The organism is Alphaproteobacteria bacterium (assembly GCA_033344895.1).
In the GTDB taxonomy this organism is placed as follows: domain Bacteria; phylum Pseudomonadota; class Alphaproteobacteria; order UBA8366; family Aestuariispiraceae; genus Pacificispira.
The window spans coordinates 4,500,366-4,517,767 of sequence record JAWPMN010000001.1; the positions used below are offsets into that span (position 1 = coordinate 4,500,366).

Below are 17,402 nucleotides of genomic sequence, written 5' to 3' on the forward strand. Positions count from 1 at the left end.
CGTTCAAAGCCGGCGGCCGCTGTCGCTGTCGAACAAGCGAATGTTCTCCGGGCGGAGGCTGAACGGGACAGTACCGTCCGGAGGAATCGCAGCCCCTGCCGCCAACCGTGCGGTAAGCAGCGGCCCCCCTTCCGACAGCCGGGCATGTACCAGCATATCGGCGCCCAGATGCTCGACCAGTTCGACCCGGGCGCCGATCTGTACCGGCCCGGCACCTCCGATCGTCAGATGTTCGGGCCGCAGCCCAAGCGTCACACCGGCACCACCCGCCGCGGCGGTGATGGTGTCGGGCAGGCTTACATGCCCGCCACCGGCGACATGAAGCCCGCCATTCTCAAGTCGACCCGGCAGCAGGTTCATAGCCGGCGTGCCGATAAAGCCGGCGACAAACAGCGTCTCGGGGCGTTCGTAGAGTTCCAGCGGCGTGCCGATCTGTTCAGCGACCCCCTGGTTCAGGACGATCAGGCGGTCGCCGAGGGTCATTGCCTCGACCTGATCATGGGTGACGTAGAGACTGGTCACACCGAGGCGCTGCTGCAGGCGCTTGATCTCGACGCGCATATGGACGCGCAGCTTGGCGTCCAGATTGGACAGCGGTTCATCGAACAGGAAGGCCTTCGGCTCTCGCACGATGGCACGTCCCATGGCGACGCGCTGACGCTGCCCCCCGGAGAGTTGCCGTGGCCTGCGCTCCAGATAGTCACCGATCTCCAGAATCGCGGCGGCCTCATCGACGCGGCGACGGATCTCCCCTTTTGCAACACCGCGGTTCTTCAACCCGTATGCCAGATTGTCGAAGACGGACATATGCGGATACAAGGCATAGTTTTGGAACACCATTGCGACGTCCCGCTCGGACGGTGAGACCTCATTGATTCGCCTGCCGTCGATGGCGATCTCACCCTCGGTGATGCCTTCCAGCCCCGCCACCATGCGCAGCAAGGTGGACTTCCCGCAGCCCGACGGGCCCAGCAGGACGACCAGTTCACCGTCTTCCACGTCCATGGACACCCCGCGCACCGCATGGGCGCCGTTGTCGTAACGTTTTTCGACGGAACGGATGGAAATCTGGGCCATGTCACTTCTCACTTTCCAACAATCCGCGCACGAACCAGCGCTGAAAGAACAGGACAACCAGGACCGGCGGCAGCGTTGCCAGCACGGCAAGAGCAAAGGCTTCCTGGAACTGCGGGACCTCCCCACCCTCGTAGACGACCTGGAAGGCCTGCTTGATCCCGATGACGATGGTGTAGAGCTGATCGTCCGTGGTCATGATCAGGGGCCAGAGATACTGGTTCCAGCCAACCACAAACATGATGATGAAGATCGCAGCGATCATCGTTTTGGACAGCGGCAGCAGGATGTCGATGAAGAACCGGAACGGTCCCGCCCCATCGATGCGGGCAGCCTCCAGCAACTCGTCGGGTACAGACTTGAAAAACTGCCGGAAGAAGAACGTCCCTGTAGCGGAGGCGATCAGCGGCACGATCAGGCCGGTATAGGTGTTCAAGAGCCCGAGCTGCGCCACGACCTCGTAGGACGGGACGATGCGGACCTCCAGCGGCAGCAGCAGGGTCAGAAAAATGATCCAGAACATCGGCAGCGCCAGCGGGAACCGGAAGTAAACGATGGCATAGGCGGCCAGCATGGAAACCACGATCTTGCCGATGGCGAAACCCAGCCCGAGGATCAGGCTGTTGACCAGCATTCCAGCGGCGGTCGAACTCTTGGTCACGCCGCCGGTTTCGAACAGGACGCTCTTGTAGGTCTCAAGAAAGCGGTCGCCGAACCAGAATTGCAGCCCATCGCGCATCAGCGTCTCCGGCGCATGGGTCGAACTGGCCAGCGCGACCCAGAGCGGGGTGACCAGAAACAGGACGCCCCCGATCAGGATCAGATGGGTGAGGATGGTGCGCAGCATCAGTAGTGGACCTTCCGTTCGACGAAGCGGAACTGGAACACGGTCAGCGCCAGAACCATCAGGAGCAGAACCACCGACTGTGCCGAACTGCCGCCCAGATCGGCGCCCAGGAAACCGTCCTTGTAGACCTTGTAGACCAGCGTATTCGTGGCACCGCCGGGTCCGCCGCGTGTCGTCACATCAATGATCCCGAAGGTCTCGAAGAAGGCGTAGGTGATGTTGATCACCAGCAGGAAGAAGGTGGTCGGCGCCAGAAGTGGGAAGGTTATGGTCCAGAACCGCTTTTCCGGGCTGCGGCAGTCGAGGACAGCCGCTTCCTGGACCGATTTCGGAATGCTCTGCAGACCTGCCAGGAAGAAGATGAAATTGACGGAAACCTGTTTCCAGATCGCGATCAGCGACACCATGAACGCCGCGTCGAGCCCATCCGTCCCGCGATCGAAATCCCAGCCCAGACCGTTCAGCAGGAAATGCAGGTCGCCGACCAGCGGATTGAACAGGACATGTCCGATCAGTCCCGCCACGGCCGGGGCTACGGCATAGGCCCAGATCAGCAATGTCTTGTAGGTCGTGGCGCCATGTATGGCCTCGTTCGCCTTCACCGCCAACAGCAGCGCGACCCCCAGAGACCCGAAGGCGACGATGGCCGAAAACACCAGCGTGAAGACGGCCGAACGCACCCAGTCCCGATCCAGAACCATGTCCTCATAGTTCCGGAACCAGACAAACTGGCTCGACAGGCCGAAGGCATCTTCCAGCAGGAAGGACTGATAGACGGCCTGCAGCGCCGGCCAGAGGAAGAAAACGAATATGATGCCGATCTGCGGCAGCAGAAACAGATAGGGGATCGGCGATCGTTCGAACTGTACGCGCTTCATGACGACTGAATGGCCCCCGCCCTTCATTGCGATCCCGCCACACCGGAGGCGACGCACCGGCAAGCCGGCACGCCGCAAAACTCCGGTGAGCGGGTTCGTCCGGATCAGTTATAGGTGTCGTGGAACCGGTCGAGCAGTTCGTTCGACTCAGATTCGATAGCCTGGAAGGCTTCGTCCACCGAGGCCTCGCCGTTCAGCAGCTGCTCGTAATTCTTGTACATGACCTCACGGATCTGGACGTAGTAGCCAAGGCGATAGCCCTTGGTCCATTCGCCGCCCGGCTGGGAAAGCTGCAGAATGCCGACCTCGGCATCCGGGGCCTCGTTATAGTAGCCGGCTTTCTTGGCCAGATCGTAGGCACCGGTCGTGATCGGCACATAGCCGGTTTCCTTGTGCCAGAAGAACTGGGTTTCCGGCTTCGTCATGTATTCGAAGAACTTGGCGACCGCCTTGTATTCGTCGTCGTCATGGCCGGAGAAAGCGAACAGCGCCGCACCGCCGATGAAGGTGCCCTTGGGCTCTTCGATGATCGACTGCCAATACGGCAGATAGGTCGTGCCGAAATCGAATTCAGCCGACTTGCGCAGGCCGCCGAAGGAACCCGAAGACCCCAACCACATCGCCGTCTTGCCTTGAACGAAAGCGTCCTGATTCTCGCCCCAGCCGCGGCCGTAGTAGCCGTACCAGCCCTTGTCGAGCCAGCCCTTCACCTTGGCCCAATGACCTTTCAGGTGCTCATTGTTGTACAGGATGTCGACATCGGTGGAATCGAAGCCGTTATTGGCCGTCGCCATCTGAAGATTATGCCGGGAATGGAAGTTCTCCGAGAAGATCCACGGGCTGTGGCTCTGAGACAGCGGCACATAACCGGCCTCGACCAGTTTCGGTGCGATTGCCTCGAAGTCTTCCCAGGTCTTCGGCGCTTCGACACCCGCCTTCGCCAATGCCTCCTTGTTGAAATACAGAAGCGGCGTCGAGGAGTTGAAGGGCATGCCGATCATCTTGCCGTCGCTGTCGGCATAGAAATAACGGACGCCGGGGATATAGGCTTCAACGTCAAAGCCCACACCGTGCTCCTTGAGCAGGTCGGCCACCGGATAAACCGCGCCCGGTGCGTTTATGATCGTCGCCGCACCGGCATCGAACACCTGAATGATGTGCGGATGTTCGCCGGCCCGGAAGGCGGCGATACCGGCCGTCATCGTGTCCTCATACCCGCCCTTGTAGATTGAGGTCAGCTTGACGTCGCTCTGGCTGGCATTGAACTCAGCGGTCATTTCGTCGACCACTTCGCCCAGTCGGCCGCCCATTGCGTGCCAGAAGGTGATTTCCGTGGGTTCCGCCTGGGCCGTGCCCATGAACCCCATGCCCGCCGCCATGGCCGCGGCGAAAAGAGTGCTGCGTCGCATCCGCACTTTCTCCCCTAGATGTCGAAAGGAACTCGATTGGGATCGGTGGCAGCCCCTGTGTTCCGGACCGCCTGCGCGATTTCACCACCTTTGGCGCGCAGGATGAGCGCGAGGTCTACAGCCGCTGTGAGACAGCGTTATGTCGGGATTGTTACGGCGGACTTATCGATGCGTTGCAGTTTCGTGTCGCAGCATCGACCGTCACAGGCTTATCACTGGACCAATCGTGCGAAGGGCCTAGCATACGGATGTCATGACGAATTTCCGTGAGAAGTCCCTGATCCTGTCCCTGCTGCTGGCCGTCCTGTTCTGGACGCTGGGTTCGGCCGGGGACGTCCATGCCAAAGAACAGGACCTCGTGCTTGCCGTATCGTGGCAGCCCGGATTCTGCGAAACGAAACCGGACCTTCCCGAATGCCGAACCCAGACGGATACCCGGTTCGATGCGACGCATTTCACGCTGCATGGCCTATGGCCGCAGCCGCGCGACAACACCTATTGCGGCGTTACGCCAAAGATTGTCGATCTGGACCGGACTGGTGGCTGGATGGCCCTGCCGGTGCCGTCCCTCCCGCAAACGCTGCGCGATCAGCTGGCAGAGGCAATGCCGGGCACGCAATCCGGGTTGGACCGGCATGAATGGATCAAGCACGGCACCTGCTATCACCCGCGTGACCCGAAGAGTTATTTCGCCCATTCCCTTGCGCTGCTGGCGGCGCTGAACGCGTCCCCCGTCCGGCACATGTTCCGGAATGCGATCGGCGGCACCCTTACATCCGATGCCATCCGAGCCGCGTTCGACGAGGCCTTTGGCCCGGGATCGGGGGCCCGCGTCGAGATCGTTTGCCGCAACACAGACGCCGCGCCCCTGATCGTTGAGCTGCGCATTGCGCTAACCGGTCAGCCCGGCGAAGACACCCTGTCGGAAATGATCGCCGCTGCCCCTGCCGGCAGGCCCGGATGCAGGGCCGGCAAGGTCGACGCGGCGGGGTTCAACGGCTGACCCCGCCGGCGCCGGGTACGATCAGGCTTCCCGCACCTTCACCAGGAAGGTCTCGACCAGACTGTTCAGAAGCCGCGACTGGGTCGCCACCTCCCCACTGTCGACGCGGACCTGCTTCGCCGTCTTGTCGGCGGCCCCGACGGAGCTCGATACCCCGTCGATATTCTGCGTCACCATATTCGTGCCCTGAGCGGCCTCCTCGACATTTCGGGCAATCTCTTGCGTCGCGCTGGTCTGTTGTTCGATCGCCGCAGCAATGGCCGCAGCGACCTCGTTTACCTTTTCAATCGTCGACGCGATGGTCGTGATCGCCGAGACAGCGGACTGTGTATTGCGCTGGACCTTGGCGATCTGGCCGCCGATCTCCTCCGTCGCACGACCCGTCTGATTGGCCAGCGATTTCACTTCCTCCGCAACAACGGCGAAGCCTTTCCCGGCCTCTCCCGCGCGCGCCGCCTCGATGGTCGCATTGAGCGCCAGAAGGTTGGTCTGCTCGGCAATGTCGTTGATCAGCTTCACCGCCTCTTCGATCTGTTCAGCGGAAACGGCGAGATCCTTGACGATCACATCGGTTTCCCGCGCCTGTTCGACCGCATCCCGCGTGACCTGGGTCGACACGGTGATCTGGGACCCGATTTCGCGGATCGACGCCGTCAGCTGGTCGGTAGCGGCGGCCACCGTCTGAACATTCGAGGAAGCCTCCTGCGCTGCGGCTGCAACGGCACTGGCCTGACTCGCTGCCCGTTCGGTCACATTGCTCATTTCCTCGGAATTTCGGCCGAGCTGCGTCACCGACCGGTCGACGGTTTCCAACGCCTGCGTGGACCGTGCTTCGAAATCCTGGGTGATGCGCTGAAGCAGCTCCGCCCGTTCCGCCTTCGCCTTGGCGTCCGCTTCGCGCAAGGCGGATGCCTCTTCGGCTTCCAGCATGGCACTCTTGAAGACGTCCACCGATTGCGCCATGCGCCCCATCTCATTTGTGTAGTCAGTCGCCGGGATCGGAATATCCTTCTCACCAGCGGCGAGGCGCGACATCGCATCCGTCATCGCCGCGATCGGTCGTGAGACACTGCCGATAATCATGACGGCGAGCCCGCCCATTACGACGGCTGCAATCACGATCACGGCGATGACGATGGCCTGTACGGTCCGCGCCGCGTCCTCGGCCGCCTCCATTGATTCAGTAGCCGTCCGATCGTAATGCGCCAGAATCTCCTCGAAGGTCGGTTGAATCGCCGCAAAGAGAGCCGAGAGTTCAGACTCCTGTTCCACAAGGTTCAGGCGCAGTTCGGCCATCCGGTTGAAGTCGTTCAGATAGGATTGCATCAGGCTGTCGATTTCCGGACGAACGTCGGACGGAACACTGGAGGTCGGCAGCGCCTCCGTGAACTCCGCATATCGCTTCGGCATGCGTTCGACATACTTCTCCGCCAGCCGCAGCAGGAAGTCCTTCTCGTGGCGGCGCATCATCAGCATGATCACCGTCAGCCGGTCGTCCTGAAACTCCTTCAGGCGCTCCTCGACATTGTGGACGGAAGCCCGCAAGGCACCAAGGCGGCCTTCTTCCTCGTTCAGGCCGATTTCCTTCCAGGTGCTCGCGACCGACGCGAACTGAGCCTCATAGGTCTCCAGACCGGTCCGGACCTCCCGGGTCAATTCGGAAACGGCCGCGTCGTCCAGCTGATCCAGGTTCTGGTAGATCGACGCCATGACGTCGGCATGCTTTCCGATATAGGTCTCGTCCTTGCGGATCAGGAAGTCCTTCTCGCGCCGCCGCGCATTCAGAAACCCATAGGCTACGGCACGCGTTATCGATTGCGAATCGCGGGCTGCATCGGCTTCCGTCTGGAGCTGAGATTGATAGACACTGCCGGCGATGACCGTAACGGCAACCACGGCGAAACTGATCGCAGCGACTGCGGCAAGAACACTGATCTGCGTCCGGATGCCCGTTGACTTGAAGAATCCCGCACCTGTCATTGAACCCTACTCCTGAAAGAAGACCGAAGGCTCGCCAAACCGGGTGTGGTGGGGCGAGGCCAGGATGTTTCCGGGAGTAGTGACGCTAAAACCTGAAGAATCGATTAATAGAAATCTCAGGAACCTTATGATTTTTAAAGGATTTCCCTTGTTGCGAGACCAACGTAATTGCATTCATGGAATGGTGGTGCCGGCGCACTGATTTGGGGGGGACTGCGTTCTGACACGACATGGTTTCGGCAGGACAATCTTTACGCGACCCCAACGATGTGACGCGCTATCAGAGCTGAACCCATTCGGGTTTGGCATGCTCTAATTGCCGGTCGATGGCGTCAGACCGGGTCTGCCACCGGAAGCCGCCGTCCGAGATAGCGATAGAAGTCCCAGATCGTGCCCTCGAAATCCCGCGGCGCCAATGGACCCGACGGGGCATGGCGGGACCGCAGCGCGGTCTGCAACCTTTCCAGTTTTTCCCGATCCTCGCGATTCACCTCGATCCAGAGGGCAATGCGCTCCTCAAGCTCTGCCGGTGAAAGTTCGTCGCCATAGGTCGACAGGGTCCAGCGGACCCGGATGCGGTCAACCGCCAGCGGCATCACAGAAAAGGATACGAGCAGCGTCGCCGACTGGCTGGCTATCTGGGTCGGGAACAGGTTGAACAGGGTGGACCGTCGGCGCTCGTCCTCCGAAAGGCCCGGGGCTCCGACCCCTCGAGACCGGGCCCGTGCCGGATAGTTCGCGCAATAGGCGGTGAAATTGTCATCGGACAACGATTTGCGGCTCAGCCCCGTCGGGGTATAGGGGCGCAGCGTCTGCGGATGCACCACGGACAGATGGTACGCCTCCATGAAATTTTCGATCAGGCATTTCCAGTTGGTATGCCAGACCTCATCGAAACTGCGCACCGTTCGCATCTCCGCGGGGCGATACGCGCCGATCAACGATTCCAGACCGCCCAGACGCGGGGCAAGCGGCGCTGCCTCCTCATCCAAATTGGCATAGATGAAACCGTTCCAGGTCTCGCTGCGGAATTCCGGCAGACGGCAGCTCCCGGCCTTGACCCCCTTGTTCTCCATCCGGGGCGCGTTCAGCAACGCACCGTCGCGGGCATAGCTCCAGGCATGATAGGAACACACGAAATTGCGGACCGATCCGGCCCCTTCGGCCAGCAGCATCCCGCGGTGACGGCACAGGTTGGACAGAACCCGAATGGCGCCGTCATCACCGCGGACAACCAGCAAGGGCTCGTCCAGGATCTGGAACGTGAAGTAGTCACCCGGATTGGGAATTTCGTCCACCCGCCCGAGGCAATGCCACTCCGACGACAGGATGCTGTCGACCTCGTGGGCGAAGTATTCCGGATTGGTGTAGAACGCCCCCGGAAGGCACTGGGCAAAGTCTTCCGGTAGAGCGGCGACATGGCGCAGGGTTTCGGACAGATCGGCGATGCTGGGCTTCGAGAAGGATCGCATCATTTCACGCAACTCCGGCGGCAAGAGAGCAACGAGAAACCCTTGGGCGACCGATACCGAAGCGCCGAATCCGGCGAAGGTTCAGGTCGCGAAACGCAAAATCAGGGAACGCATGCATTCAGCACGAAATCCAGCGCTCCCGAAACCGGTATCGCAGTTCCTGACGCAGCAAAACCATATTCTCTCAAAGTTCTGATTTGAAAAAACCTAATCCGACGGCACCGAGCCCCTGACCGCGGTCAGGGCGCCCCTCAACGGCCCTGCCGGAGGGCCCTGCCGGAGGGCACGCAGAACAGGTCGCCGGAACCAACCCGGATCCGCTTTCACGCTTCAACTTTTTCCGAGGAAAGGTGGTGCCCAGGGGAGGAATCGAACCACCGACACTGCGATTTTCAATCGCATGCTCTACCAACTGAGCTACCTGGGCAGGCTCTGACAGACTGTTTTGTCCGCGAGCGCGAGAGGGTGTTTAAGAGGTTTCAGGGCGTCTTGCAACCCCTGTTTCGACGTTATGGGGATCAGAATTTGTCGTTATCGGACGGCCAGCCTTCGGCGCCCTCCCGCGACCGAGGATCATTGGCCATATCGTCCGGCGCCTCGTCGGTTTCGATGCGATAGGCGCCGCCCAGCCAGCGGTTCAAATCCACGTCCTGGCAGCGCTTTGAGCAGAACGGCTTCACGTCATCGCCCGGCGGTTTTCCGCAGATCGGGCATTTCACCTTCTTGCGCTTGTCGACGCGGGTACGTTCCGGATCCAGCATGGGTCAGGCCTCCATCCGCACATCGGGACGCGGTGCCCCGGGATTGAGGATCAGCGGCTGGCCCAGGCGCCGTTCGGTTTCCTCCAGGGCGGTCTTCAGCGGCCCCTTGAACAGCGCGGCAGCAGCCTCGGACAGATCCGCCACCGGCTTCCCGGCCCCTCTCAGGCGCAGGGCACGGCGCAGAATATCAGCCGCCTCCGCATCGGGCGCGGGCCGCAGGGCCGGGCTTGGCGAGAGACAGAGCTGCGCGAGACTGGGGCCGATTCTCTGCCGGGTGATTTCCACCAGCCCGGCGGCGGAAATGCCCAGAACATCCGCATGCCCTTCCCCGCCCTTCAGGCGGCTGCGCAACATGTCAAGCAGCGCCTTCATCTTGCCGCGCTGCTTCACGCCCGCAAAATCGATCACGATCAAACCACTGATGCGGCGCAGCAGGATCTGTCGTGCAATCTCGTCCGCCGCGCGGCGATTCAGGCGATGCAGCGCCTCGTCTTTCATGGAGGAACCGGCTTCGCCCGCCCCCATATCGACATCGACGGCCGTCAGCGCCCTGGTTTCCTGGATTGTGATCCGCCCACCGCCGGTCAACGGCACTTCGGCGCCCAGCGCCTCCTCCAGAACGTCCGACAAACCGGACGCATCGAAGATCGGCGTCGCCGATTGATGAAACGCCAGGCCTTCGGACAGGTCCGGGTAGCGTTCGCGCACCAGTTCCTCCGCCGCTGCGAAGTCGAGCCTGTCGTCCAGCGCCACCCGGGCGTCGGGTCCGGCCTCCCGCAGGCACAGGTCGATGAAACCAGGCGCTTCCATCAACAGGGCGGGGGCCTTGGCTGCGGCCTTGCGAGCCTGCACCTCGGCCCAGAGCGCATGCAGGCGGGCTGTCTCGGCGGACAGAATCTCCCCCGAAACGGAGGCAGCCGGCCCCCGCAGGATCAGATCCGTCGGGTCCTTGATTGCGGCTTCTGCTTCCTTCAGCGCCTCTGCGCGCCGTTTGCCCTGACCCAGAGCCCGCGCGCATTGCAGACCGCCGCCACGACCGGGCTGCAGGGCGACATAGCGGCCCCACAGAACGACCTGCCGGACAACGGCGGGCCCTTTATCGTCGTGAGAATCGCGGGCGACCTGCACGATCAGGGAATCGCCTTCCTCTACCTCACGAGCCTTGGCCAGCAGGACATGCGGCCCGATGCCCAGATCCAGAAAAGCGCCGCCCATCCGTTTGTCGACGGACCGGACGCGTGCAAGGTAGATCCCGCCTGTCAGGCGCGGCCGGTTGGCACGGTCGATGTCGATGGCAATGGCGCGGCCATCGGCATCCAGATGACCCGCCCGCCGTTCGGCAGGACTGCCTTCAATATAGATTTCCGCCGCTCTGCTCATACCGTCAGTCCGATTCCATTGAGTAGTTTGGACGTCTCATGCAGGCACAGGCCCACGACGTTGGTGTAGGATCCGTTGATGCGCCGGATCAGCGCGGCCGCACGGCCCTGGATCGCATAGCCGCCCGCCTTGCCATCCCAGTCGTCCGACGCGATGTAGGCGTCGACTTCCCGGTCCTCGAGACGCTTGAAGACAACCGCCGTCTCGACGACGCGCGACCGGACTTTGCCATCCGGACCGATCAACGCGATGCCGCCATACACGATATGACGCCGGCCGGAAAGCAGTGCAAGGCATTCGCGGGCCGTCGCTGCATCCTCGGCTTTCGGCAGGATGCGGCGACCGACCGCAACGACCGTATCCGCGGCCAGTACTGCGACGCCGGTACTCTGTCCGTCCGCGACCGCGCGCGCCTTGCCCTCCGCGAGACGCCGCGCCAGGTTTCGCGGCAATTCGGCCTTCAAAGGGGTCTCGTCGATTTCCGCCGGGCATACACGGTCCGGCACGATTCCGATCTGCGCCAACAGATCGAGGCGCCGCGGACTGGCGGAGGCGAGAACAAGCTGGGGTTTCTGGCTCAATCTACTCTACCGAAAAAGTCTTCATGATTCGTTGGCGGATCTGGTCGCGTACTTGCCGATAGGCGTCAAGCCTCTGCTCCCGGCTGCCCTCGATGATCGACGGATCGAAGGTGTTCCAGAACACGACATCGCAGGCCATGGTACGGGTCAGTTCCACCGCGTGGTGCTGCGCTTCCGGTGACAGGGCAACGATCAGGTCGAAGAAGTTATCCTCCAGCTGATCGAAGGTCTTGGCATGGTGCTTCGACATGTCGATGCCGATTTCCGACATTACCTCGACCATCAGGCCGTCCAGATCCCCTTCCCGCGCGCCGACACTGTCGACATAGATCTTCGTTCCAAACAATGACTTCATAATGCCCTCGGCCATCGGCGAGCGGATCGAGTTCATGGTGCAACAGAACATGACCGCATCGGGAAGGTCGTCGGCGGAGAAGATCATCGCGCGCGCTTTCGGTAGCCTGTCCCGTCCTTTCCGATCAGCCGCGAATGTGCAGTACGCATACCAGCGTGAACAGGCGCCGCGACGTCGCCTTGTCGATGTCGATCTTGTCCTTCAAGGCGTCCACCAACACGTCGGCCCCTTCATTATGAAGTCCGCGCCGGGCCATATCGATGGTCTCGATCTGACTGGGCGACAGCTTCTTGATCGCGTCGTAATAGCTTTCGCAGATCTGGAAGTAGTCACGCACGATGCGGCGGAACGGCGACAACGGCATGGAGACATTGGTCAGATTGGTACCGTCTTCATCGTCGATCTTGAAGATCAGACGTTTGCCGTCCTCGATTCCGAGGCGCACCTTGAACGGACCGGTAAAGTCCCCGACGGGACGAAAGCGGTTCATGTCCAGCAGGTCGTACATCGCGACCTTGCGTTCGTGTTCGACCTCGACACTGCGGCGGACGACGCTCTTCTCGTCCAGATCGATGGCAACAATCTTGTCGGTGGTTTCGTCGAACTTCGATTCGCTCATGGCCGTGCTCCATTGCTCTCGCGGGGCGGAGTTTAGAGGAGAGAAAAACTCTTAGCGAGACGGCATATTGAGCCGCACGGTAACGGAAAGGGCATGGGCGCCCAGTCCTTCCGCTTCCGCCAACGTGGCCGCGGCCGGCCCGATCTGCGAGAGGCTGTCGGCATCACAGCGCACGAAGGATGTCCGCTTCATGAAATCGACGACGCCCAGACCGCTGGAAAAACGGGCGCTTCGCGCGGTCGGCAGAACATGGTTCGGCCCCGCCACGTAGTCTCCGATCGCTTCCGGTGTGTACCGACCCAGGAATATGGCACCCGCATTTCGCACTTTCTGTCCCATCGCATCGGCATCGGCGACAGCCAGTTCCAGGTGCTCAGGCGCAATTCGGTCGATCAGCGGCAGCGCATCGTCCAGGCTCTCCACTACAATGACCGCCCCGTGGCTCGCCCAGCTTGCCCCGGCGATTTCCTTGCGCGGCAGGGTTTCCAGTCGGGCGGAGACGGCGGCTTCTACCGCATCCGCAAAACCGGAATCGTCGGTGATCAGGATCGACTGCGCCGAAGTATCGTGCTCGGCCTGACTCAACAGATCCGCAGCGATCCAGTCCGGGTCGTTCTCCGCGTCGGCAACGACCAGAATTTCCGATGGACCGGCGATCATATCGATCCCCACCGTTCCGAAGACGCGGCGCTTGGCGGCGGCGACGAAGGCATTGCCGGGTCCGACGATCTTGTCGACCGGCTGGATCGTCTCGGTACCATAGGCCAGCGCGCCGACCGCCTGGGCCCCGCCGACACGGTAGACCTCGTCCACCCCTGCCAGATGCGCCGCGGCCATGACCAGCGGGTTGATCACATCGTCCGGCGTCGGCACGACCATGACCAGGCGCGGCACGCCGGCGACCTTGGCCGGCATGGCATTCATCAGGACGGAACTGGGATAGGCGGCTGTACCGCCGGGGACGTAGAGACCGGCTGCGGAAACCGGCGTCCAGCGCGCACCCAGGCGCACCCCGGCCGCGTCCGTGTAATCCAGCCCGCCCGGCAGCGTCTTTTCGTGGAAGGAACGGATCCTGTCCGCCGCCAGCTTCAGCGCGGCGATGGTTTCAGGTTCGCATTTCGCCGCCGCGCCTTCCAGTTCCGCCTGCGGAATGCGCAGATCCGAAGCCGAAATGGCAACCCGATCAAAACGATTGGTGTAGTCGACCAGTGCGGCATCACCACGATGACGGACATCGGACAGGATATCGGCGACGACGCGATCGACATCCTCATCCATTTCACGCTTTGCGTTCAGCAGAGCCTGAAAGGCCTCTTCAAAACCTTCATCGGTAGCGTCAAGGCGGTCGGCAACGTCGAATTTATGCGGCACGGGCGACCTCCCGGAACCGATCGACCCAGCCGCCGACCTCCTCCGACCGGGTTTTCAACGCGGCGCGGTTCACGATCAGGCGCGACGTGATCTCGGCAATGGTTTCGACCTCGACCAGACCGTTCTCCTTCAGCGTGCGTCCCGTCGAGACCAGATCGACGATGCGGCGGCACAGCCCCATGCCGGGCGCCAATTCCATCGCCCCGTTCAGTTTAATGCACTCGGCCTGAACACCACGGCGCGCAAAATGCCGGCGCGTTATATTGGGATATTTGGTGGCAACGCGGATATGGCTCCAGCGGCTGGGGTCGTCCGCGGCACTCAATTCCGCCGGCTCAGCGACGGCAATCCGGCAATAGCCGATATTCAGATCGACCGGCGCATAGAGTTCCGGATAGTCGAATTCCATCAGGACATCGTTCCCCGCGACGCCAAGATGGGCGGCGCCGAACGCCACGAAAGTCGCGACATCGAAGCTGCGCACTCGGATGATCGACAGGTTCGGAATGTTCGTCGAAAACTGCAGCAGGCGCGATTTCGGGTCGTCGAATGCCGGTTCCGGCTGGATGCCCGCGCCTTCCAGCATCGGGCGCAGGTCGTCCAGAATCCGGCCCTTGGGCAGGGCCAGCACAAGTGGCTCGTTCGCTGTGGTCATGGCGGCGGGACCGGTCAATTGATTTCGTGAGCCGGTAAATGGCACACCGGCCCCGCCGTTTCCAGTGTTTATCGGCACTTACCCCGCGACGTCGAGGCGCAGTCCCTGGCCGGTACGTTCAAATCCCATCATGGCGATCTTGCGCGGCAGGCCCCAGCGATAGCCGCCCAACATTCCGGAATTCCGGATCACGCGGTGACAGGGGATCAGCCAGCTGATCGGATTGGCCCCGACAGCGGTCCCCACTGCGCGCGCCGCCCGGCTGGGCATGCCGATGCGTTCGGCAAGGCTGCCATAGGTCGTGTAATTGCCCGGCTCAATCCGCATCAGGCCTTCCCAGACCTTCACCTGGAACTCGGTCCCCTTCAGGAACAGGCGGATGCCCCGGTCGGCATCGATGGATTCCGGCTCGGCGAAGATGCGATCCATGTAGTCCTGCGTATAGACCGGGTCTTCCCGCAGGCACGCCTCGGGCCAGCGATCGGCCATATCGCGGAAACACTCCGCCTCGCCCCGCGCGTCGAGGAACGCCAGACCACACAACCCCCGGTCCGTTGCCAGCAGCAGTGTCTTGCCGAATGGTCCGTCATGCCAACCCCATCGGATGTCCAGCCCCTTGGCGGCACGCTTGTATTCGCCGGGTGTCATCGCTTCGTAAGTCACAAACAGGTCGTGCAGCCGTCCCGGCCCCGACAGGCCCGCATCGAAACTGGCGTTCAGCAGGTCGGACTGACCGTCCAGGGCCTGTTTTGCCTGTTCCAGGCTGACCACGCTGAGGAATTTTTTCGGGCTGAGGCCCACCCAGCGCTGAAAAACGCGCTGGAAGTGGAATTCGCTCATGCCGCAACGCTCCGCGAGGTCCGACAGGCTGGGCCGATCGTCGCCCCAGGATTCAGCCAGATGATCCAGCGCCTTGCCGATCCGCCGGTAATCCCGCTGGTTTTCGATATCGTCCATCATTATCGACATTCCGTTTGGTCCTTCTCCGCATTCACATGCAAATCTGGACCTCTTGTACTCTGCCGTCGTCCCCGGCCCCACCCGGTTCTTGCGGCGGTTATATGATGCCCAGGCGCTCGATCGTCCAATAGGCCGCGATCAGTCCGATGACCGTGGATGCCGGCACGGCAACAGCCCGTCGATACCAGCTCCGCCCACGGATCAGGAATGTCACCGCAAAGCAGATCAGGACAACAGCGATCTGCCCTGCCTCCACCCCGACATTGAACGCTACCAGCCCGGTGACGAAGGTATCGTGCCCCAATCCAATCTCCGCCAGGACACCAGCGAATCCCAGCCCGTGCAGCAACCCGAAACCAAAGACGATAGCCGGACGCCAGGCCGTCAGCCGCTGTGTCATCAGGTTCTCGATGCAGACATAGACGATGCTGGCCGCGATCAGGGGTTCAACGACCGCCGGCGACAGCACCACGACACCCAGAATCCCCAACGCCAGGGTCACGGTATGGGCAATGGTGAAGGCGGTGACCTGCCAGAACAGCGGGCGCAGTTTCGGACTCAACAGGAACAGCCCGACCACGAAAAGTATGTGATCCAGGCCTTTGGGCAGAATATGCGTGAAGCCGATCACAAGATAGTCCCAGGCAACCTGTACCCAGGATTGTGCCGGTGCGCCGATGACCGGAATGGGCGGGCTGCGCTCGCCGTTCTGCAGCCACACGGCAACGGGCGCACCGTCGTCGCTTTGCGCCCGAAGCACGCTGGACCCGAAATCCCGACTCCAGGCCCAGGTCAGATTTCGGGCCGCGCCCGGCAGGTCCCCAGCCAGGACCAGAACTGTCTCCCGCGGCAAATCGGTATCGCCCACCGGTGGAATACGAAGGTCCTGAATCTTCGGTCGGACACGGTTTCCATCGATCCGGACTTCAATGCCTGTCAGCAGCGCTTCCGAATTCGAGGTGAAGACACCCTGCAGCGACGAAGACGTCATTTGCCGAAAGGCATCGTATTCCGCGGCGCCGGGCGCGTCCGACGTGTCGGTATGGTCGGGCCCGATTCCCGCCAAAAGGGCCTCCAGATTGGTCGTGATCTCGATCCGGTAGCGACCGTCGTCAAAAGACAGATTGGCCAGGGTCGGCGTGATTTCATGCGCGCCAGCAGGGCCGGAAAAAGCAAGCAGCAGGAATAGGGAAATCAGCCACTTGCGCCCAAGACGCAGCGGCATAAGCTCGCCCTGAAAGGAATCCAACACGTGCAACTTCGCCTCGCCCTCGCCGCCTTGCCGGTGATCCTAAGCCCCCTCCTCTGGCTGGCAAGCATCCCGAACGCCAAGGCTCACGAGTTCTGGCTCGAACCCTACGCCTTTCAGGTGGAAGCCGGCGCGTCGATCATCGGGAATGCGAAGACAGGACAGAACTTCAAAGGTTACAGGCACCTCTATCTGCCGGAGCGTTTTACACGTTTTGAACTGCATGCGCCGGACGGCATGCGCCCGGTGGACGGCATTGTGGGCGATGTACCGATCCTCAATGCGCCGACGTTTACCCAGGGGCTTCATGTTGTGGTGTATCAATCAACCGGGCAAACCGTGGATTTTGACGACTGGTCGGTCTTCGCCGGCTATCTGGAGGACGAAGGCCTGCCGTCGATCCTGGCCCGGCACCAGGAACGCGGTCTGGACCCAGACAAGTTTACCGAAGGGTTTGTCCGCTGCGCCAAGGCTCTGGTCGCGGTTGGTCATGCCAAGGGCGGCGACCGGGCCTTTGGCTTGCCGCTCGAACTGATCATGTCGGACAACCCATTCCAAACGGACCGGCTCGCCGTCCGTCTGTTGTGGCAGGGTGAACCCCTGACCGACCGTCAGATCAAGGTATTCTACAAAGCGGGTGCGGAGAGCACGGCCATGCGTCGTGACGTGACCACGAACGCCGCCGGCGAAGCATTGCTGCCGGACCTGGGTCCGGGGCAATACCTGTTGAATGCGGTGCATATGATTGAGGACATGGACCCGCCCTGGATCAGCTACTGGGCCTCAACGACCTTCGGGCGACCCTGAC

General features: G+C 61.8%; 18 protein-coding genes and 1 tRNA gene. 3 read left to right on the forward strand and 16 right to left on the reverse strand.

Annotated features, from left to right (window positions below):
• Window positions 1-3: 3 nt before the first annotated feature.
• The 4 genes from R8L07_21255 to R8L07_21270 form a co-directional block, all read right to left on the reverse strand.
• Complete coding sequence (locus R8L07_21255) at window positions 4-1,077, reverse strand: sn-glycerol-3-phosphate import ATP-binding protein UgpC (GenBank protein MDW3208073.1); 1,074 nt, start codon at window positions 1,075-1,077, stop codon at window positions 4-6.
• A gap of 1 nt (window position 1,078) precedes the next feature.
• Window positions 1,079-1,921: a sn-glycerol-3-phosphate ABC transporter permease UgpE gene (gene ugpE, locus R8L07_21260; protein ID MDW3208074.1), complete on the reverse strand. Its 843-nt coding sequence runs from the start codon at window positions 1,919-1,921 to the stop codon at window positions 1,079-1,081.
• Window positions 1,921-2,799 carry an ABC transporter permease subunit gene (locus R8L07_21265; GenBank protein MDW3208075.1) on the reverse strand — a complete coding sequence of 293 codons (879 nt, stop codon included), beginning with the start codon at window positions 2,797-2,799 and terminating at the stop codon, window positions 1,921-1,923. The genes ugpE and R8L07_21265 overlap by 1 nt, the downstream gene beginning before the upstream one ends.
• Before the next feature lie 104 nt (window positions 2,800-2,903).
• Window positions 2,904-4,178 carry an extracellular solute-binding protein gene (locus R8L07_21270; protein ID MDW3208076.1) on the reverse strand — a complete coding sequence of 425 codons (1,275 nt, stop codon included), beginning with the start codon at window positions 4,176-4,178 and terminating at the stop codon, window positions 2,904-2,906.
• 283 nt (window positions 4,179-4,461) lie between these two features.
• Here R8L07_21270 and R8L07_21275 point away from each other — a divergent pair, with 283 nt between their 5' ends.
• Window positions 4,462-5,211 (forward strand): ribonuclease T, encoded by a 750-nt coding sequence (locus tag R8L07_21275; GenBank protein ID MDW3208077.1) that lies wholly within the window; start codon window positions 4,462-4,464, stop codon window positions 5,209-5,211.
• Window positions 5,212-5,232: 21 nt separating this feature from the next.
• Here R8L07_21275 and R8L07_21280 read toward each other — a convergent pair whose 3' ends face one another.
• Both R8L07_21280 and R8L07_21285 read right to left on the reverse strand, forming a co-directional pair.
• Complete coding sequence (locus R8L07_21280; GenBank protein ID MDW3208078.1) at window positions 5,233-7,191, reverse strand: methyl-accepting chemotaxis protein; 1,959 nt, start codon at window positions 7,189-7,191, stop codon at window positions 5,233-5,235.
• A 332-nt stretch (window positions 7,192-7,523) separates the two neighbouring features.
• The gene (locus R8L07_21285; GenBank protein MDW3208079.1) at window positions 7,524-8,666 is read right to left on the reverse strand and encodes an aromatic ring-hydroxylating dioxygenase subunit alpha; all 1,143 of its coding nucleotides are present in this window, start codon (window positions 8,664-8,666) and stop codon (window positions 7,524-7,526) included.
• Here R8L07_21285 and R8L07_21290 point away from each other — a divergent pair.
• Complete coding sequence (locus R8L07_21290; protein MDW3208080.1) at window positions 8,638-8,859, forward strand: hypothetical protein; 222 nt, start codon at window positions 8,638-8,640, stop codon at window positions 8,857-8,859. The two genes, R8L07_21285 and R8L07_21290, sit on opposite strands and share 29 nt — an antisense overlap.
• Window positions 8,860-9,014: 155 nt before the next feature.
• On the opposite strand, the gene R8L07_21295 is transcribed toward R8L07_21290, so the two are convergent.
• The 10 genes from R8L07_21295 to R8L07_21340 all read right to left on the reverse strand — a co-directional run bounded on the left by R8L07_21295 (window position 9,015) and on the right by R8L07_21340 (window position 16,597).
• Window positions 9,015-9,090: transfer RNA gene (locus R8L07_21295), tRNA-Phe, on the reverse strand.
• Between the two features lie 91 nt (window positions 9,091-9,181).
• A complete protein-coding gene (yacG, locus tag R8L07_21300) occupies window positions 9,182-9,424 on the reverse strand; it encodes a DNA gyrase inhibitor YacG (GenBank protein ID MDW3208081.1) in 243 nt (80 codons plus the stop codon).
• Window positions 9,425-9,427: 3 nt separating this feature from the next.
• Window positions 9,428-10,804, reverse strand: a complete 1,377-nt coding sequence (locus R8L07_21305; GenBank protein MDW3208082.1) for a ribonuclease E/G — start codon at window positions 10,802-10,804, stop codon at window positions 9,428-9,430.
• Complete coding sequence (locus R8L07_21310; GenBank protein MDW3208083.1) at window positions 10,801-11,385, reverse strand: Maf family nucleotide pyrophosphatase; 585 nt, start codon at window positions 11,383-11,385, stop codon at window positions 10,801-10,803. Before R8L07_21310 ends, R8L07_21305 begins: the two co-directional genes overlap by 4 nt.
• A gap of 1 nt (window position 11,386) precedes the next feature.
• Window positions 11,387-11,827 (reverse strand): arsenate reductase ArsC, encoded by a 441-nt coding sequence (locus R8L07_21315; protein MDW3208084.1) that lies wholly within the window; start codon window positions 11,825-11,827, stop codon window positions 11,387-11,389.
• Window positions 11,828-11,864: 37 nt separating this feature from the next.
• Complete coding sequence (locus R8L07_21320; GenBank protein MDW3208085.1) at window positions 11,865-12,359, reverse strand: UPF0262 family protein; 495 nt, start codon at window positions 12,357-12,359, stop codon at window positions 11,865-11,867.
• Between the two features lie 51 nt (window positions 12,360-12,410).
• Entirely contained in the window at window positions 12,411-13,730 is a 1,320-nt protein-coding gene (gene hisD / locus R8L07_21325) for a histidinol dehydrogenase (protein MDW3208086.1), read from the reverse strand.
• Window positions 13,720-14,385 carry an ATP phosphoribosyltransferase gene (gene hisG / locus R8L07_21330; protein MDW3208087.1) on the reverse strand — a complete coding sequence of 222 codons (666 nt, stop codon included), beginning with the start codon at window positions 14,383-14,385 and terminating at the stop codon, window positions 13,720-13,722. The genes hisD and hisG overlap by 11 nt, the downstream gene beginning before the upstream one ends.
• Before the next feature lie 78 nt (window positions 14,386-14,463).
• Window positions 14,464-15,354 carry a bifunctional helix-turn-helix domain-containing protein/methylated-DNA--[protein]-cysteine S-methyltransferase gene (locus tag R8L07_21335; protein ID MDW3208088.1) on the reverse strand — a complete coding sequence of 297 codons (891 nt, stop codon included), beginning with the start codon at window positions 15,352-15,354 and terminating at the stop codon, window positions 14,464-14,466.
• Window positions 15,355-15,442: 88 nt separating this feature from the next.
• Window positions 15,443-16,597, reverse strand: coding sequence for a HupE/UreJ family protein (locus tag R8L07_21340; GenBank protein ID MDW3208089.1), 1,155 nt, complete (start codon window positions 16,595-16,597; stop codon window positions 15,443-15,445).
• Here R8L07_21340 and R8L07_21345 point away from each other — a divergent pair, their 5' ends adjacent.
• A complete protein-coding gene (locus R8L07_21345; protein ID MDW3208090.1) occupies window positions 16,598-17,401 on the forward strand; it encodes a DUF4198 domain-containing protein in 804 nt (267 codons plus the stop codon).
• The last annotated feature ends 1 nt before the right edge of the window (window position 17,402 follow it).

Excerpts from the sequence above, each read along its gene's own strand:
- R8L07_21255 (MDW3208073.1), bottom strand. The coding sequence starts at position 1,077 with ATGGCCCAGATTTCCATCCGTTCCGTCGAAAAACGTTACGACAACGGC.
- ugpE (MDW3208074.1), bottom strand. The coding sequence starts at position 1,921 with ATGCTGCGCACCATCCTCACCCATCTGATCCTGATCGGGGGCGTCCTG.
- R8L07_21265 (MDW3208075.1), bottom strand. The coding sequence starts at position 2,799 with ATGAAGCGCGTACAGTTCGAACGATCGCCGATCCCCTATCTGTTTCTG.
- R8L07_21270 (MDW3208076.1), bottom strand. The coding sequence starts at position 4,178 with ATGGCGGCGGGCATGGGGTTCATGGGCACGGCCCAGGCGGAACCCACG.
- R8L07_21275 (MDW3208077.1), top strand. The coding sequence starts at position 4,462 with ATGACGAATTTCCGTGAGAAGTCCCTGATCCTGTCCCTGCTGCTGGCC.
- R8L07_21280 (MDW3208078.1), bottom strand. The coding sequence starts at position 7,191 with ATGACAGGTGCGGGATTCTTCAAGTCAACGGGCATCCGGACGCAGATC.
- R8L07_21290 (MDW3208080.1), top strand. The coding sequence starts at position 8,638 with ATGCTGGGCTTCGAGAAGGATCGCATCATTTCACGCAACTCCGGCGGC.
- R8L07_21285 (MDW3208079.1), bottom strand. The coding sequence starts at position 8,666 with ATGATGCGATCCTTCTCGAAGCCCAGCATCGCCGATCTGTCCGAAACC.
- yacG (MDW3208081.1), bottom strand. The coding sequence starts at position 9,424 with ATGCTGGATCCGGAACGTACCCGCGTCGACAAGCGCAAGAAGGTGAAA.
- R8L07_21305 (MDW3208082.1), bottom strand. The coding sequence starts at position 10,804 with ATGAGCAGAGCGGCGGAAATCTATATTGAAGGCAGTCCTGCCGAACGG.
- R8L07_21315 (MDW3208084.1), bottom strand. The coding sequence starts at position 11,827 with ATGATCTTCTCCGCCGACGACCTTCCCGATGCGGTCATGTTCTGTTGC.
- R8L07_21320 (MDW3208085.1), bottom strand. The coding sequence starts at position 12,359 with ATGAGCGAATCGAAGTTCGACGAAACCACCGACAAGATTGTTGCCATC.
- hisG (MDW3208087.1), bottom strand. The coding sequence starts at position 14,385 with ATGACCACAGCGAACGAGCCACTTGTGCTGGCCCTGCCCAAGGGCCGG.
- R8L07_21335 (MDW3208088.1), bottom strand. The coding sequence starts at position 15,354 with ATGTCGATAATGATGGACGATATCGAAAACCAGCGGGATTACCGGCGG.